The organism is Pseudomonas putida NBRC 14164 (genome assembly GCF_000412675.1).
Lineage (GTDB): Bacteria > Pseudomonadota > Gammaproteobacteria > Pseudomonadales > Pseudomonadaceae > Aquipseudomonas > Aquipseudomonas putida.
This window is the reverse complement of the sequence record NC_021505.1, coordinates 3,523,449-3,542,182: the sequence shown is the minus strand read 5'-3', so window position 1 is coordinate 3,542,182 and position 18,734 is coordinate 3,523,449. Positions and strand designations below refer to the sequence as shown.

The following is an 18,734-nucleotide window of genomic DNA, read 5'->3' as shown; positions in this document are numbered from 1 at the left end:
AATGCATCGGCTTCATTGGGCGTTACTTCCGCGGCGCTGGGCGGCTTCACGCAGTTGCGCACGGAAGCCGTGCGCAGGCTGTGGCGGCTTTTCCGGTTGCGCCACCATGTCGGTGTGCACCGGTGCCCACAGCGAAGGGTCCGGCAGCAGGCCATCGGCGGTCAGGCTGATGACACCGTGGCGTCCGTCGATCCAGTTCTTGTCTTGCGCGCTGGCACGCCGGCTCTCGGCCACTGCCCGGCCAACGAACTGGCCTGGGACCAGGCCCAGCTGGCTGCCGATCGACTGGCTCTCGATCTCGGGGGTGGCGAACAGGCGCACATCGCTGCCGTCGGCGTCCCAGGCAGACAGGCTCAAGGTTTCGTTTATCCGCTCCACCACCGGCGCGACGAAGATCGCCGGGGCGACGTCGGGCAGCGGCAGGTTGGTCAGGCCGCCTTGGCTGTTGCTGTCCAAGTACGGGCCTGGCGGAATGTACGGGGTGGAGATATCCAGGGTGATGATCAGCTGGGCTTGATCGGTGGCACCGGCCAGGTCGCTGATGGTGTAGGTGAAGTAGTCCTTGAGCACTTGTCCAAGGCCTGCAGCTGCCAGGACGTCTGGGTTGCTCAGGTCGATGGTGTAGGTGTAGCTGCCGTCGGCATTGAGTACCAGCGTGCCGTACTGGCCGGCGATGGGGTGGCCGATGGTGCCCGCACTGCCGGTGCTGGCTTCCGGGCCGCTGCGGATGCTGGTTACGGTCAGCCCGTCGCCGGCGTCCACGTCGCTGTCGTTGGGCAGCACATTGCCTCTGGTGTGCGGCGCCGGCACCTGGTCGCTGGCGGTGTTGCTGTCGTCGCGGGCCACCGGGTTGTCGTTGGCGCCCTGGATGGTCACGGTCAGGCGTGCATCGGCGGTGATGCCGGCGGTGTCGCGCATGCGATAGGTGAACACTTCGCGCAAGGATTCGCCTGCGCTGCGCATCGCCTGCACGGTAGGGTTGCCGTTGTCGACGACGTACTGGTAGCTGCCGTCGGCGTTGATCAGCAACGTGCCGTACAGTCCCCGCAGCACCTGGCCGGCTGCGGCGGTCTGGCCGTTTTCGCCGCTGTACTGCAGCACCGTCCTGGTTTCGCCGTACTGCACACCGTCGATATCGGTATCGTTGTCCAGCACGTTGCCACGCGGGTCGACGCCGGCAGTGCCGTTGTTCACGCCGCCAGCTTCCACCGCAGTGGCGCTGTCGTCATTGGCCACGGGGTAGTCGTTGCGTCCATCAATGGTGATGGTCAGCAGACCGTTGGCGGTGCCGCCCCAGAAGTCCGCCAGCAGGTAGGTGAAGTTGTCCACCAGGGTCTGGCCGCTGGCCCGCAGCTGCTGGACGGCCAGCAGGCTGTTGTCCAGCACGTAGTTCCAGGTGCCGTCGCCATTGAGGGTCAGGTCGCCGTACTGGCCGCGCAGGGATTGCCCGACCAGGCTGGCGTTGCCCGGCAGCGGGCCGTCGCCGGTCCAGAACGCCAGCACCTCGATCGTTTCCGGGAACAGGATGTTGACCATGTCCGGGTCGCTGTCGTTGTCCATCACGTTGCCGCTCGGGTCGCTGCCCGGGATGTTGTTGTCCGCTCCTCCGGCCTCGACGGCCAGGCCCTGGTCGGGGCGGGCGACGGGAGGCTGGTTTTCGCCGCGGATGAAGATGGTCAGGGTGGCGGTGTCGCTGAGCCCGCCGCCGTCGGTGACCTGATAGGTGTAGTTCTGGATGACGAAGCCCAGCGGGCCAAGGGCAATGATGTCCGGGTCATTGGAGTTGACCACGAAGCGGTAGCTGCCGTCGGCGTTGAGGGTCAGGGTGCCGTAGTTGGTGGTGACGGTGGTGCTGCCGGTGAGCGCGTCGAGGGTCGGGTTGCTGCTTTCTGCGCCCACGCCAACGGCGGTGACTACCTTCGTGTCGCTGGCATCGACGTCGGTGTCATTGTTCAGCACATTGCCGGTGGGGTTACGCCCAAAGTTGCCATCGTCGTCCTCTGCGACCGCATAAGCGAAGTCGTCGCGCGCTACCGGCGTGTCGTAGCGGCCTTCGATGGTGATGGTGATCTGCGCCAGGGAGGTCGCGCCACCCGTGTCGTGCATGCGGTAGCTGAAGGTTTCGCGCAGCAGCTCGCCGGCTCTGAGCGCTTGCACCGCGGCCAGGCTGTCATTGACGGTGTAGACGTAGTTGCCGCTGGCATCGATGCTCAGCGTGCCGTAGGTACCGGCCACAACGGTCGGGCCGGCTGTGACCTCGATGAACGTGCCGCCGGCCGCGAGGGTGCCCAGGAAGATGCCATCGACGGCTTTGCTGTCGCCGGCATCCACGTCGCTGTCGTTACTCAAGGCATTGCCGCTGCCCGCCTGCCCGGGCGTACCGTTGTCGGTGCCACCAGCTTCGATGGCAATGGCGCTGTCGTCGGCCGCGATGGGGGTGTCGTTGCGGCCGTGGATGATTACCGTGAAGCTGGCGGTGATGACCTTGCCATTGCCATCGCTGACGCTGTACTGGAACACCTCGGTAAGCTGGTCAGCGTCGGTGCGCAGGGCCTGCACCGCCGGGTTGCTGTTGTCCACCACATAGCGGTAGTTGCCCTGGGCATCCAGCACCAGGCTGCCATAGTTGCCGGCCAGGGGCTGGCCCGCCGTGCCGCTGATGCCGTTAGGGCTGACCACGCTGCTGACCGTCAGGGTATCGCCATCCGGGTCGTTGTACGCCCCGCGGATGCTGCCAGTCGGGTCCAGGCCCGGCTGGCCGTTGTTCAACCCACCCGCCTCGATGGCAACGATGGTGACCGGGTTGACCACGGGCGGGTCGTTGACGCCAGTGACCATGATCACCAGTTGCGCCTGATCGGTCAGGCCGCCGCTGTCGTGGATCTGGTAGGTAAAGATCACGTCCAGGCTTTGCCCGGCCGCTAGCGCACGGATGGCCGGGTCGGCGCTGTTGACCTCGAAGGTGTAGCTGCCATCCTCGTTGAGGATCAGTTGGCCGAAGTTGCCGCTGATCAGGCTGTTGTCGGCCAGGCGGCCAACCGTACCGGTGATACTGGCCGGTGCGCCGTTGGCCACCGGAGTGAGTGTGCCGCCCGTGATTTCGAGGCCGCTGCGCACGCCATCGACCTTGAGCTGGGACGCGGTTGGCTGATCGAAGTTGTCGACGTCGGTGTCGGCGCCCACGCCGGCATTGCCGGTGATCACGTTACCGCTGGCATTTACCGGCGCTGGGCTGCCATCGCTGGCCCCGGCGCTGGCAGTACCATGGTCATCCACGGCCACCGGCGCATCGTTGGTGCCCTGAATGGTGATCACCAGCACGGTGACCGCGGTCAGGCCGTCGGTATCGACCACCTGGTAGGTGAACTGCTCGACCAGCGTTTGGCCTGGCGAAAGCGCCTGAACGGTGGCATTACTGTTATCGACGACGTAGCGGTAGCTGCCGTCAGCGTTGATGGTCAAGCTACCGAAGCTGGCGGGCACGCTGGTCGCTTGGCCATTGGCTACCGGTACCAGTTGGCCGCCCCCGGTGCCATCGAAGCGGATTGCGTTGACTTGCTTGGTTTCGCCTAGCGCTGCGGCGTCGACGTCGGTGTCGTTGTCCAGCACGTTGCCGGTGGCATCCAGCCCAGGCGTGCCATTGTTGGTGCCACCGGCTTCGATGGCAGCGGCGGCGTCACTGGTCGGAACAGGGGTGTCGTTGCGACCATGGAGGACCACAGTAAAGGTGGCGGTGACGAGTTTGCCGTTTCCATCGCTGACGGTGTACTGGAACACCTCGGTCAGCCGGTCGGCATCGGTGCGCAAGGCCTGAACCGCAGCGTTGCTGTTGTCCACCACGTAGCTGTAGTTGCCTTGGGCATCGAGTACCAGGCTGCCGTAGGTTCCGGCCAGGGCTTGGCCTGGCGTGCCGGTGACGCCGTCGGCGTTGACCACGGCGCTGATAAGCAGGGTGTCGCCATCCGGGTCGCTGTACGCGCTGCGGATACTGCCGCTTGGGTCCAGGCCCGGCTGGCCGTTGTTGACCCCACCGGCCTCGATGGCATCGACCGTGACCGGGTTGACCACGGGTGGGTCGTTGACGCCAGTGACCATGATCACCAGTTGCGCCTGATCGGTCAGGCCGCCGCTGTCGTGGATCTGGTAGGTAAAGATCACGTCCAGGCTTTGCCCGGCCGCTAGCGCACGGATGGCCGGGTCGGCGCTGTTGACCTCGAAGGTGTAGCTGCCATCCTCGTTGAGGATCAGCTGGCCGAAGTTGCCGCTGATCAGGCTGTTGTCGGCCAGGCGGCCAACCGTACCGGTGATGCTGGCTGGGGCGCCGCTGGCCACCGGGTCGAGCGTGCCGCCCGTGACTTCGAGGCCGCTGCGCACGCCATCGACCTTGAGTTGGGTCGCGGTTGGCTGATCAAGGTTATCGACGTCGGTGTCGGCGCCCACGCCGGCATTGCCGGTGATCACGTTACCGCTGGCATTGACCGGCGCTGGGCTGCCATCGCTGGCTCCCGCGCTGGCAGTACCATGGTCATCCACGGCCACCGGCGCATCGTTGGTGCCCTGGATAGTGATCACCAGCACGGTGACCGCGGTCAGGCCGTCGGTATCGACCACCTGGTAGGCGAACTGCTCGACCAGCGTTTGGCCTGGCGAAAGCGCCTGAACGGTGGCATTGCTGTTGTCGACGACGTAGCGGTAGCTGCCGTCAGCGTTGATGGTCAAGCTGCCGAAGCTGGCGGGCACGCTGGTCGCTTGGCCATTGGTCACTGGTACCAGTTGGCCGCCCCCGGTGCCATCGAAGCGGATTGCGTTGACTTGCCTGGTTTCGCCTAGCGCTGCGGCGTCGACGTCGGTGTCGTTGTCCAGCACGTTGCCAGTGGCGTCCTGACCGGCCGTGCCGTTGTTGGTGCCACCGGCTTCGATGGCGGTGGCGGCGTCACTGGTCGCAACAGGGGTGTCGTTGCGGCCGTGGATTAGGACGGTGAAGGTGGCAGTGACGGTTTTGCCGTTACCATCGCTGACGCTGTACTGGAACACCTCGGTCAGTTGGTCGGCATCGGTGCGCAGGGCCTGAACCGCAGCGTTGCCGTTGTCCACCACGTAGCGGTAGTTGCCTTGGGCATCGAGTATCAGGCTGCCGTAGTTGCCGGCCAGGGCTTGGCCCGGTATGCCGTTGAACCCGCTGGAATTGACCACCGCGCTGACGATCAGGGTATCGCCGTCAGGGTCGGTATACGCGCCGCGAATGCTGCCGCTTGGGTCCAGCCCTGGCTGACCGTTGTTGATCCCACCGGCCTCGATGGCATCGACCGTGACCGGGTTGACCAAGGGCGGGTCGTTGACGCCGGTAACGGTGATCACCAGTTGCGCCTGGTCGGTCAGGCCACCGCTGTCGTGAATCTGATAAGTAAAGATCACGTCCAGACTTTGCCCGGCTGTCAACGCACGGAGGGTTGGGTCGGCGCTGTTGACCTCGAAGGTATAGCTACCGTCCTCGTTGAGGATCAGCTGGCCGAAGTTGCCACTGATCAGGCTGTTGTCTGCCAGCCGGGCTACCGTGCCTGTGATGCTGGCGGGGGCGCCGCTGGCCACCGGGGTGAGTGTGCCGCCCGTGACTTCCAGGCCGTTGCGCACGCCATCGACCTTGAGCTGGGTCGCGGTTGGCTGATCGAGGTTGTCGACGTCGGTGTCGGCGCCTACGCCGGCATTGCCGGTGATCACGTTCCCGCTGGCATTGGCCGGCCCCGGGCTGCCATCGGTAGCTCCCGCGCTGGCAGTACCATGGTCATCCACGGCCACCGGCGCATCGTTGGTGCCCTGAATGGTGATCACCAGCACGGTGACCGCGGTCAGGCCGTCGGTATCGACCACCTGGTAGGTGAACTGCTCGACCAGTGTCTGGCCTGGCGAAAGCGCCTGAACGGTGGCATTGCTGTTATCGATGACGTAGCGGTAGCTGCCGTCAGTGTTGATGGTCAAGCTGCCGAAGCTGGCTGGCACGCTGGTCGCTTGGCCATTGGCTACCGGTACCAGTTGGCCGCCCCCGGTGCCATCGAAGCGGATTGCGTTGACTTGCTTGGTTTCGCCTAGCGCTGCGGCGTCGACGTCGGTGTCGTTGTCCAGCACGTTGCCGGTGGCATCCAGCCCAGGCGTGCCATTGTTGGTGCCACCGGCTTCGATGGCAGCGGCGGCGTCACTGGTCGGAACAGGGGTGTCGTTGCGGCCGTGGATGACCACGGTGAAAGTGGCAGTGACGGTTTTGCCGTTGCCATCGCTGACGCTGTACTGGAACACCTCGGTCAGTTGGTCCGCATCGGTGCGCAGGGCCTGAACCGCAGCGTTGCTGTTGTCCACCACGTAGCTGTAGTTGCCTTGGGCATCGAGTACCAGGCTGCCGTAGGTGCCGGCCAGGGCTTGGCCTGGCGTGCCGGTGACGCCGTCGGCGTTGACCACGGCGCTGACCGTCAGGTTATCGCCATCCGGGTCGTTGTACGCCCCGCGGATGCTGCCAGTCGGGTCCAGGCCCGGCTGGCCGTTGTTGACCCCACCGGCCTCGATGGCATCGACCGTGACCGGGTTGACCACGGGCGGGTCGTTGACGCCAGTGACCATGATCAACAGTTGCGCCTGATCGGTCAGGCCGCCGCTGTCGTGGATCTGGTAGGTAAAGATCACGTCCAGGCTTTGCCCGGCCGCTAGCGCACGGATGGCCGGGTCGGCGCTGTTGACCGCAAAGGTGTAGGAGCCATCCTCGTTGAGAATCAGTTGGCCGAAGTTGCCACTGATCAGGCTATTGTCGGCCAGCCGGGCCACCGTGCCTGTGATGCTGGCGGGGGCGCCGTTGGCCACCGGCGTGAGCGCGCCACCGGAGGTTTCCAGGCCGCTGCGCACGCCATCGACTTTAAGTTCAGTGGTGGTCGGCTGGTCGGCGTTGTCGACATCGGTGTCGGTGCCCACGCCGTTGTCGCCAGTAATCACATTACCATTGGCATTGACCGGTATCGGGCTGCCGTCGCTGGCGCCGGCGGCGGCGCTGCCCTGGTCGTCCACGGCCACCGGCGCATCATTGGCGCCTTGCAGGGTGATGACAAGGACGTTCACAGCGCTCAGGCCACCGGCATCGGCCATCTGGTAAGTGAACTGCTCGACCAGCGTCTGGCCGGGCGAAAGCGCCTGGACGGCGGCGTTGCTGTTATCGATGACATAGCGATAGCTGCCGTCGGCATTGATCGTCAAGGTCCCGAAGTTCGCCAGCACGCTGGTCGGTTGGCCGCTGACCAGCGGTATGATCCTGCCGCCACCAAGGCCTTCGTAGCGTATCGCACTGACCTGCTTGGTTTCGCCCAGGGCTACGGAGTCCACGTCGCTGTCGTTGTCCAGTACATTGCCGGTGGCGTCCTGGCCGGGCGTGCCGTTCTGGGTGCCGCCTGCTTCGATCGCGGTGGCGGAGTCGGCCTGTGCGACAGGGGTGTCGTTGGCGCCGTGGATGTTGATCTGCAGCACAGCGCTACTGCTCAGGCCGCCGCTGTCGACGATGGTGTAGCCGAAGGTTTCGGTGATGAAGTCGCCGGCCGTGCGCAGCGCCTGCACTGCGGGGTTGGCGTTGTCGACGATGTACTGGAAACCGCCGCCCGCGGTAATCGACAAGGTGCCGTACAGCCCTTGCAGCGTGGTGACTCCGTTGGCGGCCACGGCCACGCCTGCGGGGGTGATGTTGTTGGCCACACGGGTCACGGCGAGCACATCGTTGTTGGTCTGGATATCAACGTCGGTGTCGTTGGCCAGCACATTGCCAGTCGGATTGACCCCGGGGTCGGCGTTGTTCAAGCCACCGGCTTCCACGGCAATGGCCAGGTCGGCGTTGGCGATCGGCGCATCGTTGACCGGGTCGATGATGATGTTCATCACGTCCGTGTCGGTCAGCGCGTCGCTTGGGTTCTGCCCGGGGATGCCATCGCCGTTGAGCGGTGCGTCGCCGAAGTTGCCTTGGTCATTGGTGACCATGGTCAGGGTTTCGCTGTCGCGGAAGGTGTTGAAGTCCTGGTCGCCTTTGTAATACAGCTGGCTCAGCAGCACGTTCAGTGCGTTCAGCGTGCCAGTGAGCACCAGGCTGCGGCCGGCATCCGCGGGCGGCGTGGCCGTTGCTGCGGGCGGGGTGGCGGCCTGCCAGATGACGCCGTGCACCACCGCCAGGGTGATGGTCATGACGCCGTCGGTATTGCCAGCGTTGACGTCGATGTCGCTAGTGGCCAAGCCACCGATGTGCAGCACCGTGTCTTCCTGGCCGTGCTGGTCAGACACGGTGTTGACCGGCGCTTCATTGACATGCACGTAGCCAGCGTCGGCTGCGGCGGTAGCGCCTTCGCCGAGGGTGAGGTTGATGTTGCCAAGGCCGGCGGCCGCAGTGCCGGTGTCAGTATCGATACGCACGTGGAAGTTGTTGTTGGCGCTGGCCTGGTGGTTTTGCGCCACTGCGATCAGGTAGCTGCCCGAAGGCAGCAGGGCAAACTGGTACACCCCACCATTGGCGGTGACGGTCGTGAAGGTACGGTCATCGGCGGTGCCGAACTGGCCATCGTCACCGGCCCAGCTGAGGGTCACGTCAATGCCGTCCAGGCCAGGGCCGTCGGGGGCGACGTTATCGGTGGCGCTCCGGGTGTCGTCCCACAGCGTGCCCTGGATCACGCCCATGCCAGCGCCGTCGCTGAGGATGTAGTTGTTAAGGCCACTGGCGCCGTCCTGGCCGGTCCGCTCACCGTCGTTGCTACCGCCGGTATCGGGCAGCGAGCCCCCCCAGCCGTTGGTTTCGAAATCGGTAGGCAGGCTGGTCCAGGTGAGCACGGCGGCACTGGCAGTGTTGTCGGCGATGGTCTGGTTAGGCAGGGTGACGGTGTAGATCACCTGGATCGTGTCATTGGGTGCAAGCCGGGCGAAGTCCACGGTAATGCCCGCGCCATCGGTGAAGCTGACACCACCGGGCAGGTTGGCAAGGCTCAGTGCTGCGCCGTTGAGCAGGATGCTTTGCACCTGGTAGTTGCTGCCATTGGGGAACTGGTCGGCCAGGTGAGTGTTGTAGGCGGGCGCGCCGCCGTCCTGAGTGAAGCTGACCGACACGGTGGCATCGGTGGTGCCGGCCACGGTGCCTGGAGCCACATCGATGACCGATTTGTCCATGCCGGTGAAGCTGGGCTCCACCACGCGCTCGAACAGGGTGTCACTCTTGCCACGGTCCACGCCGCCGTTGTCGCCAACGTGCTCGAACACGGTCATGCCCAGCTGGGTGCTGGCCTGGTTGCCGGCCACGTTGCTGACCCGCACGTTGAACTCCAGGATCACGCCTTCGATATCGCTGTCGCCAGCCTCGGTGTTGGTCACGTTACCGAGGTTGAAGGTGATGGTCTGGCTGCCGTCGGCGTTGGTGGTAACCTCCAGCCGGCCGTTAGTGCCATCGAAAACGCCAGCGGGCGCAGTGCCGCCCAGGTCGGTGTGGATCGGCAAGGCCACATCGCTGTTCTGGTTGCCAATCATGTACAGCGAGCTACCGCTGGTGACCAGGTCGGTCGCATCGGTGGTCAGGCCACCCAGCTGGCTCGACACCATGGCGATCAGGATGTTGTTGAGGTCGGCGGTAATGAACTCAAGGCCCGCAGCCAGTTCGATGCGGATCTGGTAATTGGGGTTGTCACCGGTCGGTACCAGCACGGCCACGCGATAACGGACGATTTCGCCGACCACCACCGTCTCCACCAGGCCGCTGGTGTCGGTGGCGCCGCTGCCATTGGTGGCGGGGGGGGTATCGGCGACGCCGCCCACGCGTGACACCTGGATGCCGTTGGTGACCGGAATCAGCAACGCGCTCAATACCCGGTAATCGTTGAGCTGCCCACCATTGAGCAGGCCGTCGTCGCCGCTGCGTTCTCCATTCACGGTATCGGTGGTGGAAGTGGTGCCGTTCAGGCTGCTCCAGCGAACCTCGACATTGTTGGGGATGACTGCCTCACCCGCAGCAGTGGCGTTGACCACGCCGCTCAGGGTGATGACGATACTGCCGCCGTTGACGATGTCGATGTTGGCGCCGTTGGCGGTGACCAGTTGGCCATTGAGGATGACGAAGTCGATACCGCCGTTGTTGGTGGCGCCGCCGTTGTACTGGATGGTGCCGCTGATCGCCAAGCCGTCGATTTCGGTCGGCAGCACGTCGAGCAGGCTGATGTCGAAGGCGTCGGTACCGGAGTTGTTGGCCACGGTGATGGTGAAGGTGACAGTGTCGCCCTCGTCGAAGCCACCGAATGTGGGCGTCGAGGTGATCTGCTGGGTAACGCTGAGGGTCGGTTCGACGACGGTCACAGCGGGCTGCTGGGTGCTGTTGACATTGCGGTCCACCGGCGCGTTGCCGTTGGGGGTGTCGCCGTCGGGGTCGCTGTACAACAATTGCGCGCCGTTGTTCAGCGTGGTGCCTTGCTGGTTGCTGGTGACGTTGCTGGCCACCAGCACCAGGCGGATGACGAAGCTGTTGTTGCCGATTACGTTGTCGGCCGTGGCCCCGGCGCTGCCGAATACCAGCATCAGGTCGGCGCCGTCGCTGCCGTCGAGGGTCATCGGGTTGACGCTGAGCACGCCGTTGAAGTCGGCTGACAAGGCGCCGCTGCCGGCCGTGGTGGTGATGATCTGATAGCCCAGGTTGCCGTTGAAGCGCGGGTCCAGGCGCAGGCCCGGTGGGATCAGGTCACTGATGCGCAGGCTGCCGGTAGAACCCTCGGGCAGGGTAACGACGATGTCGTAGGTGATGCTTTCGCCTACCACCAGGTTGCTGCCGGTGGTGTGCGTGGCGCTGGAATCATCCTCGGTGAGGCTGCCGTCCTTGTAGGTCTTGCTGATGGTCGGCGCGGCGACTTGCTGGTTGGCGACTTCGGTGATATCGGTCGGGGTGAAGTCCTGCCCGCCGTTCACGCTGGCGTAGTACGTCAGTGAAGCGGTGCTTTGCAGCGTGCTGGAGGCGAGGACTGCATTATTGACGGTGACGTCGTAGGTGATCACCACGACGTTGGCGCCAGACAAGTCGCTGGCGGTGCCTGCGCGGCCGGCCAGCAAGGTGGCCTGGCCGTTGGCGTCGAGGAAAGTGATAGCGTTGCCAGTGACACTGTAGTCGGTACCCTGTACCAACAAGGTGCCGTCGCCGCGGTAGATCTGCAGGTTGGCTGCACTCAGGCTGCCGCCGACAAACGACAGGCCGGGGGGCAGGGTGATGCTGGTGCTGACGTCGTAGGCGCCACCGCCGCCGCTGTTTTTCAGGGCGGTGGCCAGGCGCAGGGTGTCGGCGCCGTCAATGCCGCTGACATTGCCGTCAACTGCCGCCAGGCTGGTGACGCTACCGCTGAACGGCACGCCACTGGTCCCCGGTGCAGTCCAGCTGCCGGTGGTGCCGGAGACTGTGCCATTGGTGCTGGAGACCACGCCGTGCTTGATGTCCAGTGCGGGTTCGGCGACCGACGCGATTACCGCCACATCCGATGAGGTGAGCACGGTCTTGTCGACTGTGGTGGTTTGCGTCGATTGCGCCAGCACGTCGAGTTCACGCTGGTCGGCGAACGGCTGGTCGCCAACTACCATCGTGAAACGCACCTGCACGGTGCCGCCGCCGAGGCCGCCGGAAACAAAATTGCCGAAGTTGAAGATAATCGAGTTGCCAGGGCCAGTAGTGACGCTGTCCGGCACATCGATAATGGTGTTGCCGCTGCCAAAGCTCCATTGGCCCACACCCGTGCCGAAGCTCCAGTTGATCCCCGTGGCGTTGAGCAAGGGCAGGGGCAGGTAGGCCGTGAGATTGAAGTTCTCGTAGTCGGCCACCTGCAGGTCGTAGCTGATGGTGAAGGTGACCACGTCGCCTGGACGCAGCTCGCCGTTGCCCGGTGGGTTGCCGCCGTTGACCTGGGTGAGCTCGATATCCACCGTGGACGTGTCGATCGTGCTGGTGGTGCTGGATCCGTCGGTCTGGGTGGCGCCGAGGTTGACTGAGTCGCGCAACACTGTGGCATCTACCGTGGCGTTGTTGCTGACGCTGTCGCCTTCGTTGAGCTGGTCGTGGGGTGGGTGATCAGTGGTATACGTGGCGTCGATCAAGGCGTCGTAGACGATGCTCAGACGGGTGGCACCTTCTTGCGCGGTATCGTCGTAAAGGTCTCCGAACAGCGCCGCAACGCCGGGCCCGGCTACTGCCTGGCGCAGGGATTCAGCGATGTCGAAGACCAGCGTGGTACTGCCGTCGGCATTGACCGTCTGGGTGTAGACCAGGGTGATGGCCTGCGAGCTGCCATGCTGCTGGATGACCAAGGTTGGCGCATTGCCCGGATCGAACGTCTGGCCATCGCTGAGCAGGTCGGTCAGGGTGAACTGGCCTTGCTCGAGGATGTTCTCGCCAAAGGCAAAAAAGTCGGAGATCGCCACATCCATTGTGTAGCGCAGGGTGTCGCCAGGTGTGAGGCCGGGCGTGCCGACATCGTTTTGCAGGTTGACCTGTTTGAGCAAGGTGATCGACTTGGCGACGAAGGTTATGCCCTGGCCGTTGCCGGTTTCACTGAACGGGTAGCCATCCGGAGTGACGGGGCGGTCACGCGGGTCGAGCGGGTTCCATGCGCCGGTTACGCTGGCAGTGCCGAAAGTGATGGTCACAGGGTTACCGGTGGTCGGGTCGATCACTGGCCGGCCGTTGGCGTCGATTTCCGGCACGTAGAAGCTGACTTGAGTTTCGCTGGCCGTGTTCAGGGTGTCGTAGTGAATGTCATAGCTAGCCACGAACGCATTGGGGTTGGCCAGGGCCAGGGCGATCAGTGCCGGGTTGGTGAGCACGGTACCGTCGTGCAGGGTGACCGACGTCAGGGTACCGCCTGGCCCAGGGGTAATGGCACTGACATGCACCTGTTCGGGCACCGTCTGTGTGACGGTGAGATTGCTCAGCGTCTGCCCTGGGGCCGGTGTGAGGGTGACGGTCTGGGTGCGGGTGAAGTTCGGCCCGGTGACTGTTTCGCCCTCCGGCATATTTACTGCCTGGGTAACCTTTAGCAGGGTTGGGGTGACCACGAAACTGTGCAGCGCGCTTTCCACCAGGCTTGGATCCTGGGTTGGGTTATTCAGCGAATCGTTGCCGTATTCGAACCCTGCGCGGGTATTGATGGTGAGATTGGGGGTGCCGTCGGAATAACGCGTATCGGCCAAGCTGCTCAATTGCGCGGTGATCTGGATGTCAATGCTGGGCTGGCCGTTGGTGACACTGGCGTAAGGCAGTTGCAGCACCACCATCTGGTCACCGGGCTTCATGCCCACGCTGGCAGCATTGATCACCAAGGCGTTACCGCTGGCGTCCTTGGCGAGGGGGTGCGTGGCATTGCCGTTGGCATCGAATGTAATGACGAAGGTGTTAACCGGTTGGCCCAGGTAGGTGGCCGAAACGAAGGCGGCACCGTCATCCCCGTCACGCCCGGTGACCGGCATGAACACATCGAGGAAGGGGGCATAGCCTTCTTGGGTCGAGGGGTTGCCGAAGCTGACGGTAAAGGTGAACTGCTGGCCAAGGGCAACCTCAGCACCGCCGCTGCTCAGGCTCGCGGTGGGGCTGGCATCGGCTAGCAGGCCCTGGAAGCTGTCGAGGGTGGTGGCCGCCAGCGCGATGGTCTTGTCAATATCGCCATGGTTCACCTCAAGGCGCCAGTCGCCACCGGCCAGCGGGCTGCCGGTAGCATTGCTGGATGCCCCGACGTCGGCACCTGTCCAGCGTGCCAGTTCGTTGACCAACGCCAGGCCTGCGCTGCCTGCGCCTACATCGCAACCATAAAGCTGAATATCCGCACCGGCGTTCAGCTCACCGCGCCAGGCACTCAGGCGGTCGCCCAGTTGCTCTACCGTCTGGCTGGTGAACGTTTGGTTGCCCAGGGTGAACTGACCCGAGGCGCCGTGCGAGAACACCTGGATGGAATCGACCTTGCCGAGTTGCGCCAAGGCATTGCTGATGGCCGCGATAGCATCCTGGCCGGGGTCCACCACCAGCGCAGTAGTGCCGGCTGGCAGGCTGGCAGCCAGTTGGTCCCGGTTTTCCACGCGCGCGTCGATTACTACCAGGTTTCGCGGCGCCGGCGCTGGAACAGTGGTTTGTGCTTCGCTGGCGGTGGGGGCGGGGTGGGCGCTGTCCTGAGGCTCGGCAGGGCCGGGATCGCTCTGGTGCTGCTGATCGACAGCGGCGGCTGCGGCACCGTCAAACAGTATGCGTTGCTCAAGGGCAACGGTCTGCGACCTGGGGCGCGAGACAGTGGCGAAACCGGCTCTGCTCTTGATGTCCATTTCCCTACCCTGCTCAAAAGATTGACGCCAGATACGAAGCTTTAGCAATCGTAGTCCGGTTTTTCCGTGGTGGGTAACCAGGTGCCGGAAGGCAGGGTTCAGAACCCGCTTTCCCGCAACCCAACCCCTATTACCCATGTCAGCGCCTCGCCCACAACGCTGCGCTTTTGCCCTTCGATCTTCAGCTTGCCGCGGGTTTCGCGCACACCAGCCAGCGGCTCATCCAAGGCCACCAGCACCTGGAAAAGTGCATGGCTGGGCACCAAGGGATCACCGGCCGTTGGTACTGGGCCACCGAAGTGTGAAGAAAGCATGCGGTGGGCTAACTGCGCAGCCCGAGTACTGCCGATTGCCAGCACCTTGCCGCGCAGCGCTATGGCCTGGCCTTCGGGATAAAATTTCACGGCATTGCCGATAGCCAGGTAATGCACCTGGTCCTGGGCGACGTAGGCATCGACCTGCCAGTGGTTGGTGTCAATGAGGATGCCCAGCGGCTCCTGGCGGTTGAGCCACTGGCCGGGTGCCACGTTAGGGTCCAGGTCCAGCCAGTTGCCCGCGAACGGTGCCTGCAGGCTGAGGCGAGCGATCTCGCTGCGCACGGCACGGGCTTCCTCATTTTGCACGTTCAGGCGCTGCTGGGTGGCAGCGTCCTCGGCCAGCCCGGCCGGGTCGGCCAGCAGGCCCGAAAGACGCGCTTGATAGCTGCGGGCACTGGCTTGGCTGCTGCGCATACGCGAATCGAGGTCCGGCTCTTCGAGCACCGCAAGTACTTCGCCGGCCTTTACCTGGCCCGCCTGGCGAAGGCTTTTCAACCGCGCAGGGTAGGGGGTGTAGAAGCGCAACTGGTGTTCGGCACGGGCGACGCCAACGGCATCGACCTGGCTGTGCCAAGGCATCGCCAGGGCCAGTCCGACCAGCGCCACGCACAGGTAGAACACCTGCTTGCGCCGGCCCGGGATACGTGCGCGTTGTTGCCACCAGTGGCTCAGCTCTCGTTTCACCGGCAGCGCGATGAACCACGCTAACTCGACCATGAACAGCACGATCCCCAGCAGCTTGAAGAAAAACAGATAGACCGCCACGGCAATACCGAGAAACAGCACCAGCCGGTACAGCCACGTGGCGAAGGCGAACGCTACCAGCAGCCGTCGCTGGCCCACCGCAAAGGGCTCGGGCCATGGCTCGTTCAGCCCGAGCAGGTTGCGCCGCAGTGCCACCCTCGCCAGTGCCGAGGCGCGTTCGTGCAGGTTGGGGAAGTCGAGCAGGTCACTGAGGATGTAATAGCCGTCGAAACGCATGAAGGGGCTGGCATTGAGCGCCAGCGACAGCACCCAGCTGGTGGTTGCCAGGTACAGCAGTGCGTTGCGCAGCGCGCCATCGTCACACAGGGCCCAACCGAGTGTCGCAAGGCCCGCGAGGGAAAGCTCGGTAATGATGCCTGCCGAAGCAATCGCCAGGCGCTGGCGGGGCCGTTTGAGTTTCCAGCTTTCGCCGGTGTCGGTGTAGAGCATCGGCCACAGCACCAGAAACGCCACACCCATGTGCCCGACGCGTAAACCCAGGCGCGTCGCCACCAGGGCATGACCAAGCTCGTGCAGGGTTTTCGCCACCACCAGCGCCAGGGCAAAGCTGAACAGGCCTTCGGTGGAGAACGACTCGACCACAGCATGGGTGAAGCTGTCCCATTGTTGCATTACCAGAAACACGCCAATCAGAGTCAGCCCGATCACCAACAGGCCGGTGAGCGGGTGAAACAGCCAACCGAGCGCAGCGGCCAGGCGCTGCAAGCCCGCTTGCGGGTGCAGCAGCGGTATGCGAAAGAACAGGTAATGGTGCAGCCACCAGCGCCAGCTCGACCAGGTGCGCGCTTCGCTGGCGTTTTGCAGCCTGGCCAGTTGCTCAGGCCCTGGGCGAAGCAGGTGGTGCTGCTCAAGGAACGCACGCAGCTCCAGCACCTGCTCGACATCCGGCTTAAGTGCGCTATCGCGGGAAACCTGCTCGCTGATCTGCCGAGGTGTCTGCCCCCAGCGCAGCAGGCATTCGAACTCCAGCCAACCGATCCGGTAGAAGCGGTTGACCACCGTGTCGTGAATCATCCAGGCCGGTTCACCCTCTCGGCTGTCTGCGGCCTCGCACAGGCGCAGGTCCTCACGAAGGGGGGGCAGCGGCAGGTCGGTCAGGTCCAGCATTACCAGCCGCTCCAGGCTCGCAACGTTGCCAGTGGGCGACGCAGCAGGTAGTAACCGAGCATCACGCGGTCACCGTAGAGCTTGGCGGTGCCATGCAGGCCGAGGCGGGCATGCTCGGAATGCTCGTCGATGCTCGCCAGCAGTCGATAGGCAACAACGCCGTCATCGCCAGGTTTGGCCTGATAGCTGGTTTCCAGGATCCTCCCTCTGAGCGGGCTGAGCGGATAGGCGGTGAGGAACAACGTCACTTCGGCACCTGGCTCCAGCGCAATGGCATCGGCCACGGCCAGCTGGATCTGCATGGCCGGTTGCGCCGGGTCGGCCACATGCATGATGCGCTCACCGGTCGATACTGGTTTGCCCAGCCAGTCGTTAGGGTCGCTGAACACAGCAACCCCCGCGCGCGGTGCCAGCACTTGGGTGCGCCGCAGTTGCGCCTGTACCGCAGCCAGTTCGGCCCGCCGTTGCTGGACGCGGCCTTGCAACAGGGTAAGCTCATTTTTACTTTGCGGGTTGTCGAATGCTCGCTGGCTGGCGGCCTGTAATTCGGCATCCGCCACGGCAACTTCTTTGCCAAGCACCTCGGCGCGGCTGCGCAGGGTGGTTTCATCAAGGGTAAACAGCGGTGTACCGGCTTTAACCGGCTGGTTGGGGCGTACCAGCATCTGGGCGATCACGCCGTCGATCGGAGAGCTGACGATCTGTGCGTGGAGGGAGACGATCTGCGCAGGCGCCAGTGCCGTCTGGCGCACCGGCACCAGCAACAGCCCGGCGGCCACCAGCAGGGTGATCAGTACCTGACGCCTGCCAGGGCGCCACCGACCCAAGTGGCGTCTCCGGGTCAGTGTATTCCAGCAGTAGGCCCAGGTGCGGATCAGGCCATCCAGTTGCTGGTGTACTACCCCTGGCGGGGGCTCTTCCAGCAGCAATACCAGAACACCGAGGCGCTGGCCGGCAGGCGCATGTAACGGTATGCACCACAGGCCGGTGGGCCACCACTCGGCCCAGCCCTCGGCAATATCTTCAGGCGGCGCAGCATCGGCCTGGGTCAACCAGACAGGCTGGGCGTCTACCAGGCGCTCGGCCAGCCAGCGGCTTGCTCGGCGCAACCACACCAGATAGGGTGAATCCTCGGTGGGCCGAGCCAGGCCGGACACGCACAGCAGCTCCAGGCTCGACTTGCCCTGCGCGAATACCAATGCCTGGTGAAAGGGGAGTAGCGGGTACAGGTCATTGGCCATGCTGAAAGCCAGTGCACCAAGACTCTCGGCAGCCATGGCCTTGTCGCGCAGGGCATCGAGCTGCAGCAATAGCTGCGGATGGGGCAGTGGCCTATTCACGGTCATCGTCGAACCGCGCGGTGCCGCTCATGCCGGCCATCAGTTCGGGGAAGGGCTGGTCGAAGCGTGCTTCGAGCTCAACCGTCTGCGCCACGGCATCGACCCTGGAATTGATCACACTGACTTTCGCCGGGTAAGTCTTGCCCGTCTCGTGCACATTCACCTCCAGCGGCTGGCCGGCGCTGAGGTTTTTCAACTGGCTGGAAGGCACATTCAGGCGAACCTTCAAGTCTCCATCACCGACCAGGTCAAACAACGGTGTGCCCGCACTAACGGTCTGGTAAGGCTTGACGTACACCTTGGCCACGTGCCCCGAGAACGGCGCCACTACCAGGCAATAGCTCATCTGCGCCTCACCCATGGCGCGGGCGCCATCGGCTTTCTGGACCTCGGTGTTGGCGGCTGCCACTTCAATATCGCCCACGGCGTCGAGCTTGCGCAGTTGCTTCTTCGCCTCAAGGTTCTGCCGGGCCATGGCCAATTCGGCCACCGCGACCTTGCCGCGCGCCTGAGCTTCGTTGCAATTGAAGCGGGCCAATGTTGCGCCCTTGGCCACTCGTTCGCCGAAGCGGGCCTTGAGTTCGCCCAGAGTGCCACTCATCTGGCTGGACAGTGTGGTTTCCATCTCCGCTGCCAGGAGTACGCGGATCAGTTGTGGATCAGGGTCAGCAGCGCCTGGTTCGGCCTGTGCAGCAGCGCTGGTGATGGCCAGTAACAAAGCTACATAACGGCATGCAATTACGCGTGAAGGCATTCTCGACTCCTTGCTCTAAGGCATCGTGGGCGCTGCGTGCGCGGCAAGATGCCTTCATCCCTGATACGAAACTGCACCGCTTGCGCACGCGGGCCCAAACTACAGGCAAGTCAGCATCAGCGC

The 18,734-nt window shown here is 64.2% G+C and carries 4 protein-coding genes; all 4 read right to left on the bottom strand.

From position 1 onward, the window contains the following. Positions 1-12: 12 nt before the first annotated feature. The gene (locus PP4_RS15685; protein WP_016500179.1) at positions 13-14,328 is read right to left on the bottom strand and encodes a VCBS domain-containing protein; all 14,316 of its coding nucleotides are present in this window, start codon (positions 14,326-14,328) and stop codon (positions 13-15) included. Between the two features lie 98 nt (positions 14,329-14,426). Continuing rightward, positions 14,427-16,517 (bottom strand): HlyD family efflux transporter periplasmic adaptor subunit, encoded by a 2,091-nt coding sequence (locus PP4_RS15680; RefSeq protein WP_016500178.1) that lies wholly within the window; start codon positions 16,515-16,517, stop codon positions 14,427-14,429. Beyond that, complete coding sequence (locus PP4_RS15675) at positions 16,517-17,863, bottom strand: efflux RND transporter periplasmic adaptor subunit (protein ID WP_016500177.1); 1,347 nt, start codon at positions 17,861-17,863, stop codon at positions 16,517-16,519. Before PP4_RS15675 ends, PP4_RS15680 begins: the two co-directional genes overlap by 1 nt. Further along, positions 17,850-18,611, bottom strand: a complete 762-nt coding sequence (locus PP4_RS15670; protein WP_016500176.1) for an efflux RND transporter periplasmic adaptor subunit — start codon at positions 18,609-18,611, stop codon at positions 17,850-17,852. The genes PP4_RS15675 and PP4_RS15670 overlap by 14 nt, the downstream gene beginning before the upstream one ends. Positions 18,612-18,734: the final 123 nt, after the last annotated feature.

Bases quoted from the DNA above. Each gene is read 5' to 3' on its own strand.
- PP4_RS15685 (WP_016500179.1), bottom strand. From the start codon at position 14,328: ATGGACATCAAGAGCAGAGCCGGTTTCGCCACTGTCTCGCGCCCCAGG.
- PP4_RS15680 (WP_016500178.1), bottom strand. From the start codon at position 16,517: ATGCTGGACCTGACCGACCTGCCGCTGCCCCCCCTTCGTGAGGACCTG.
- PP4_RS15675 (WP_016500177.1), bottom strand. From the start codon at position 17,863: ATGACCGTGAATAGGCCACTGCCCCATCCGCAGCTATTGCTGCAGCTC.
- PP4_RS15670 (WP_016500176.1), bottom strand. From the start codon at position 18,611: ATGCCTTCACGCGTAATTGCATGCCGTTATGTAGCTTTGTTACTGGCC.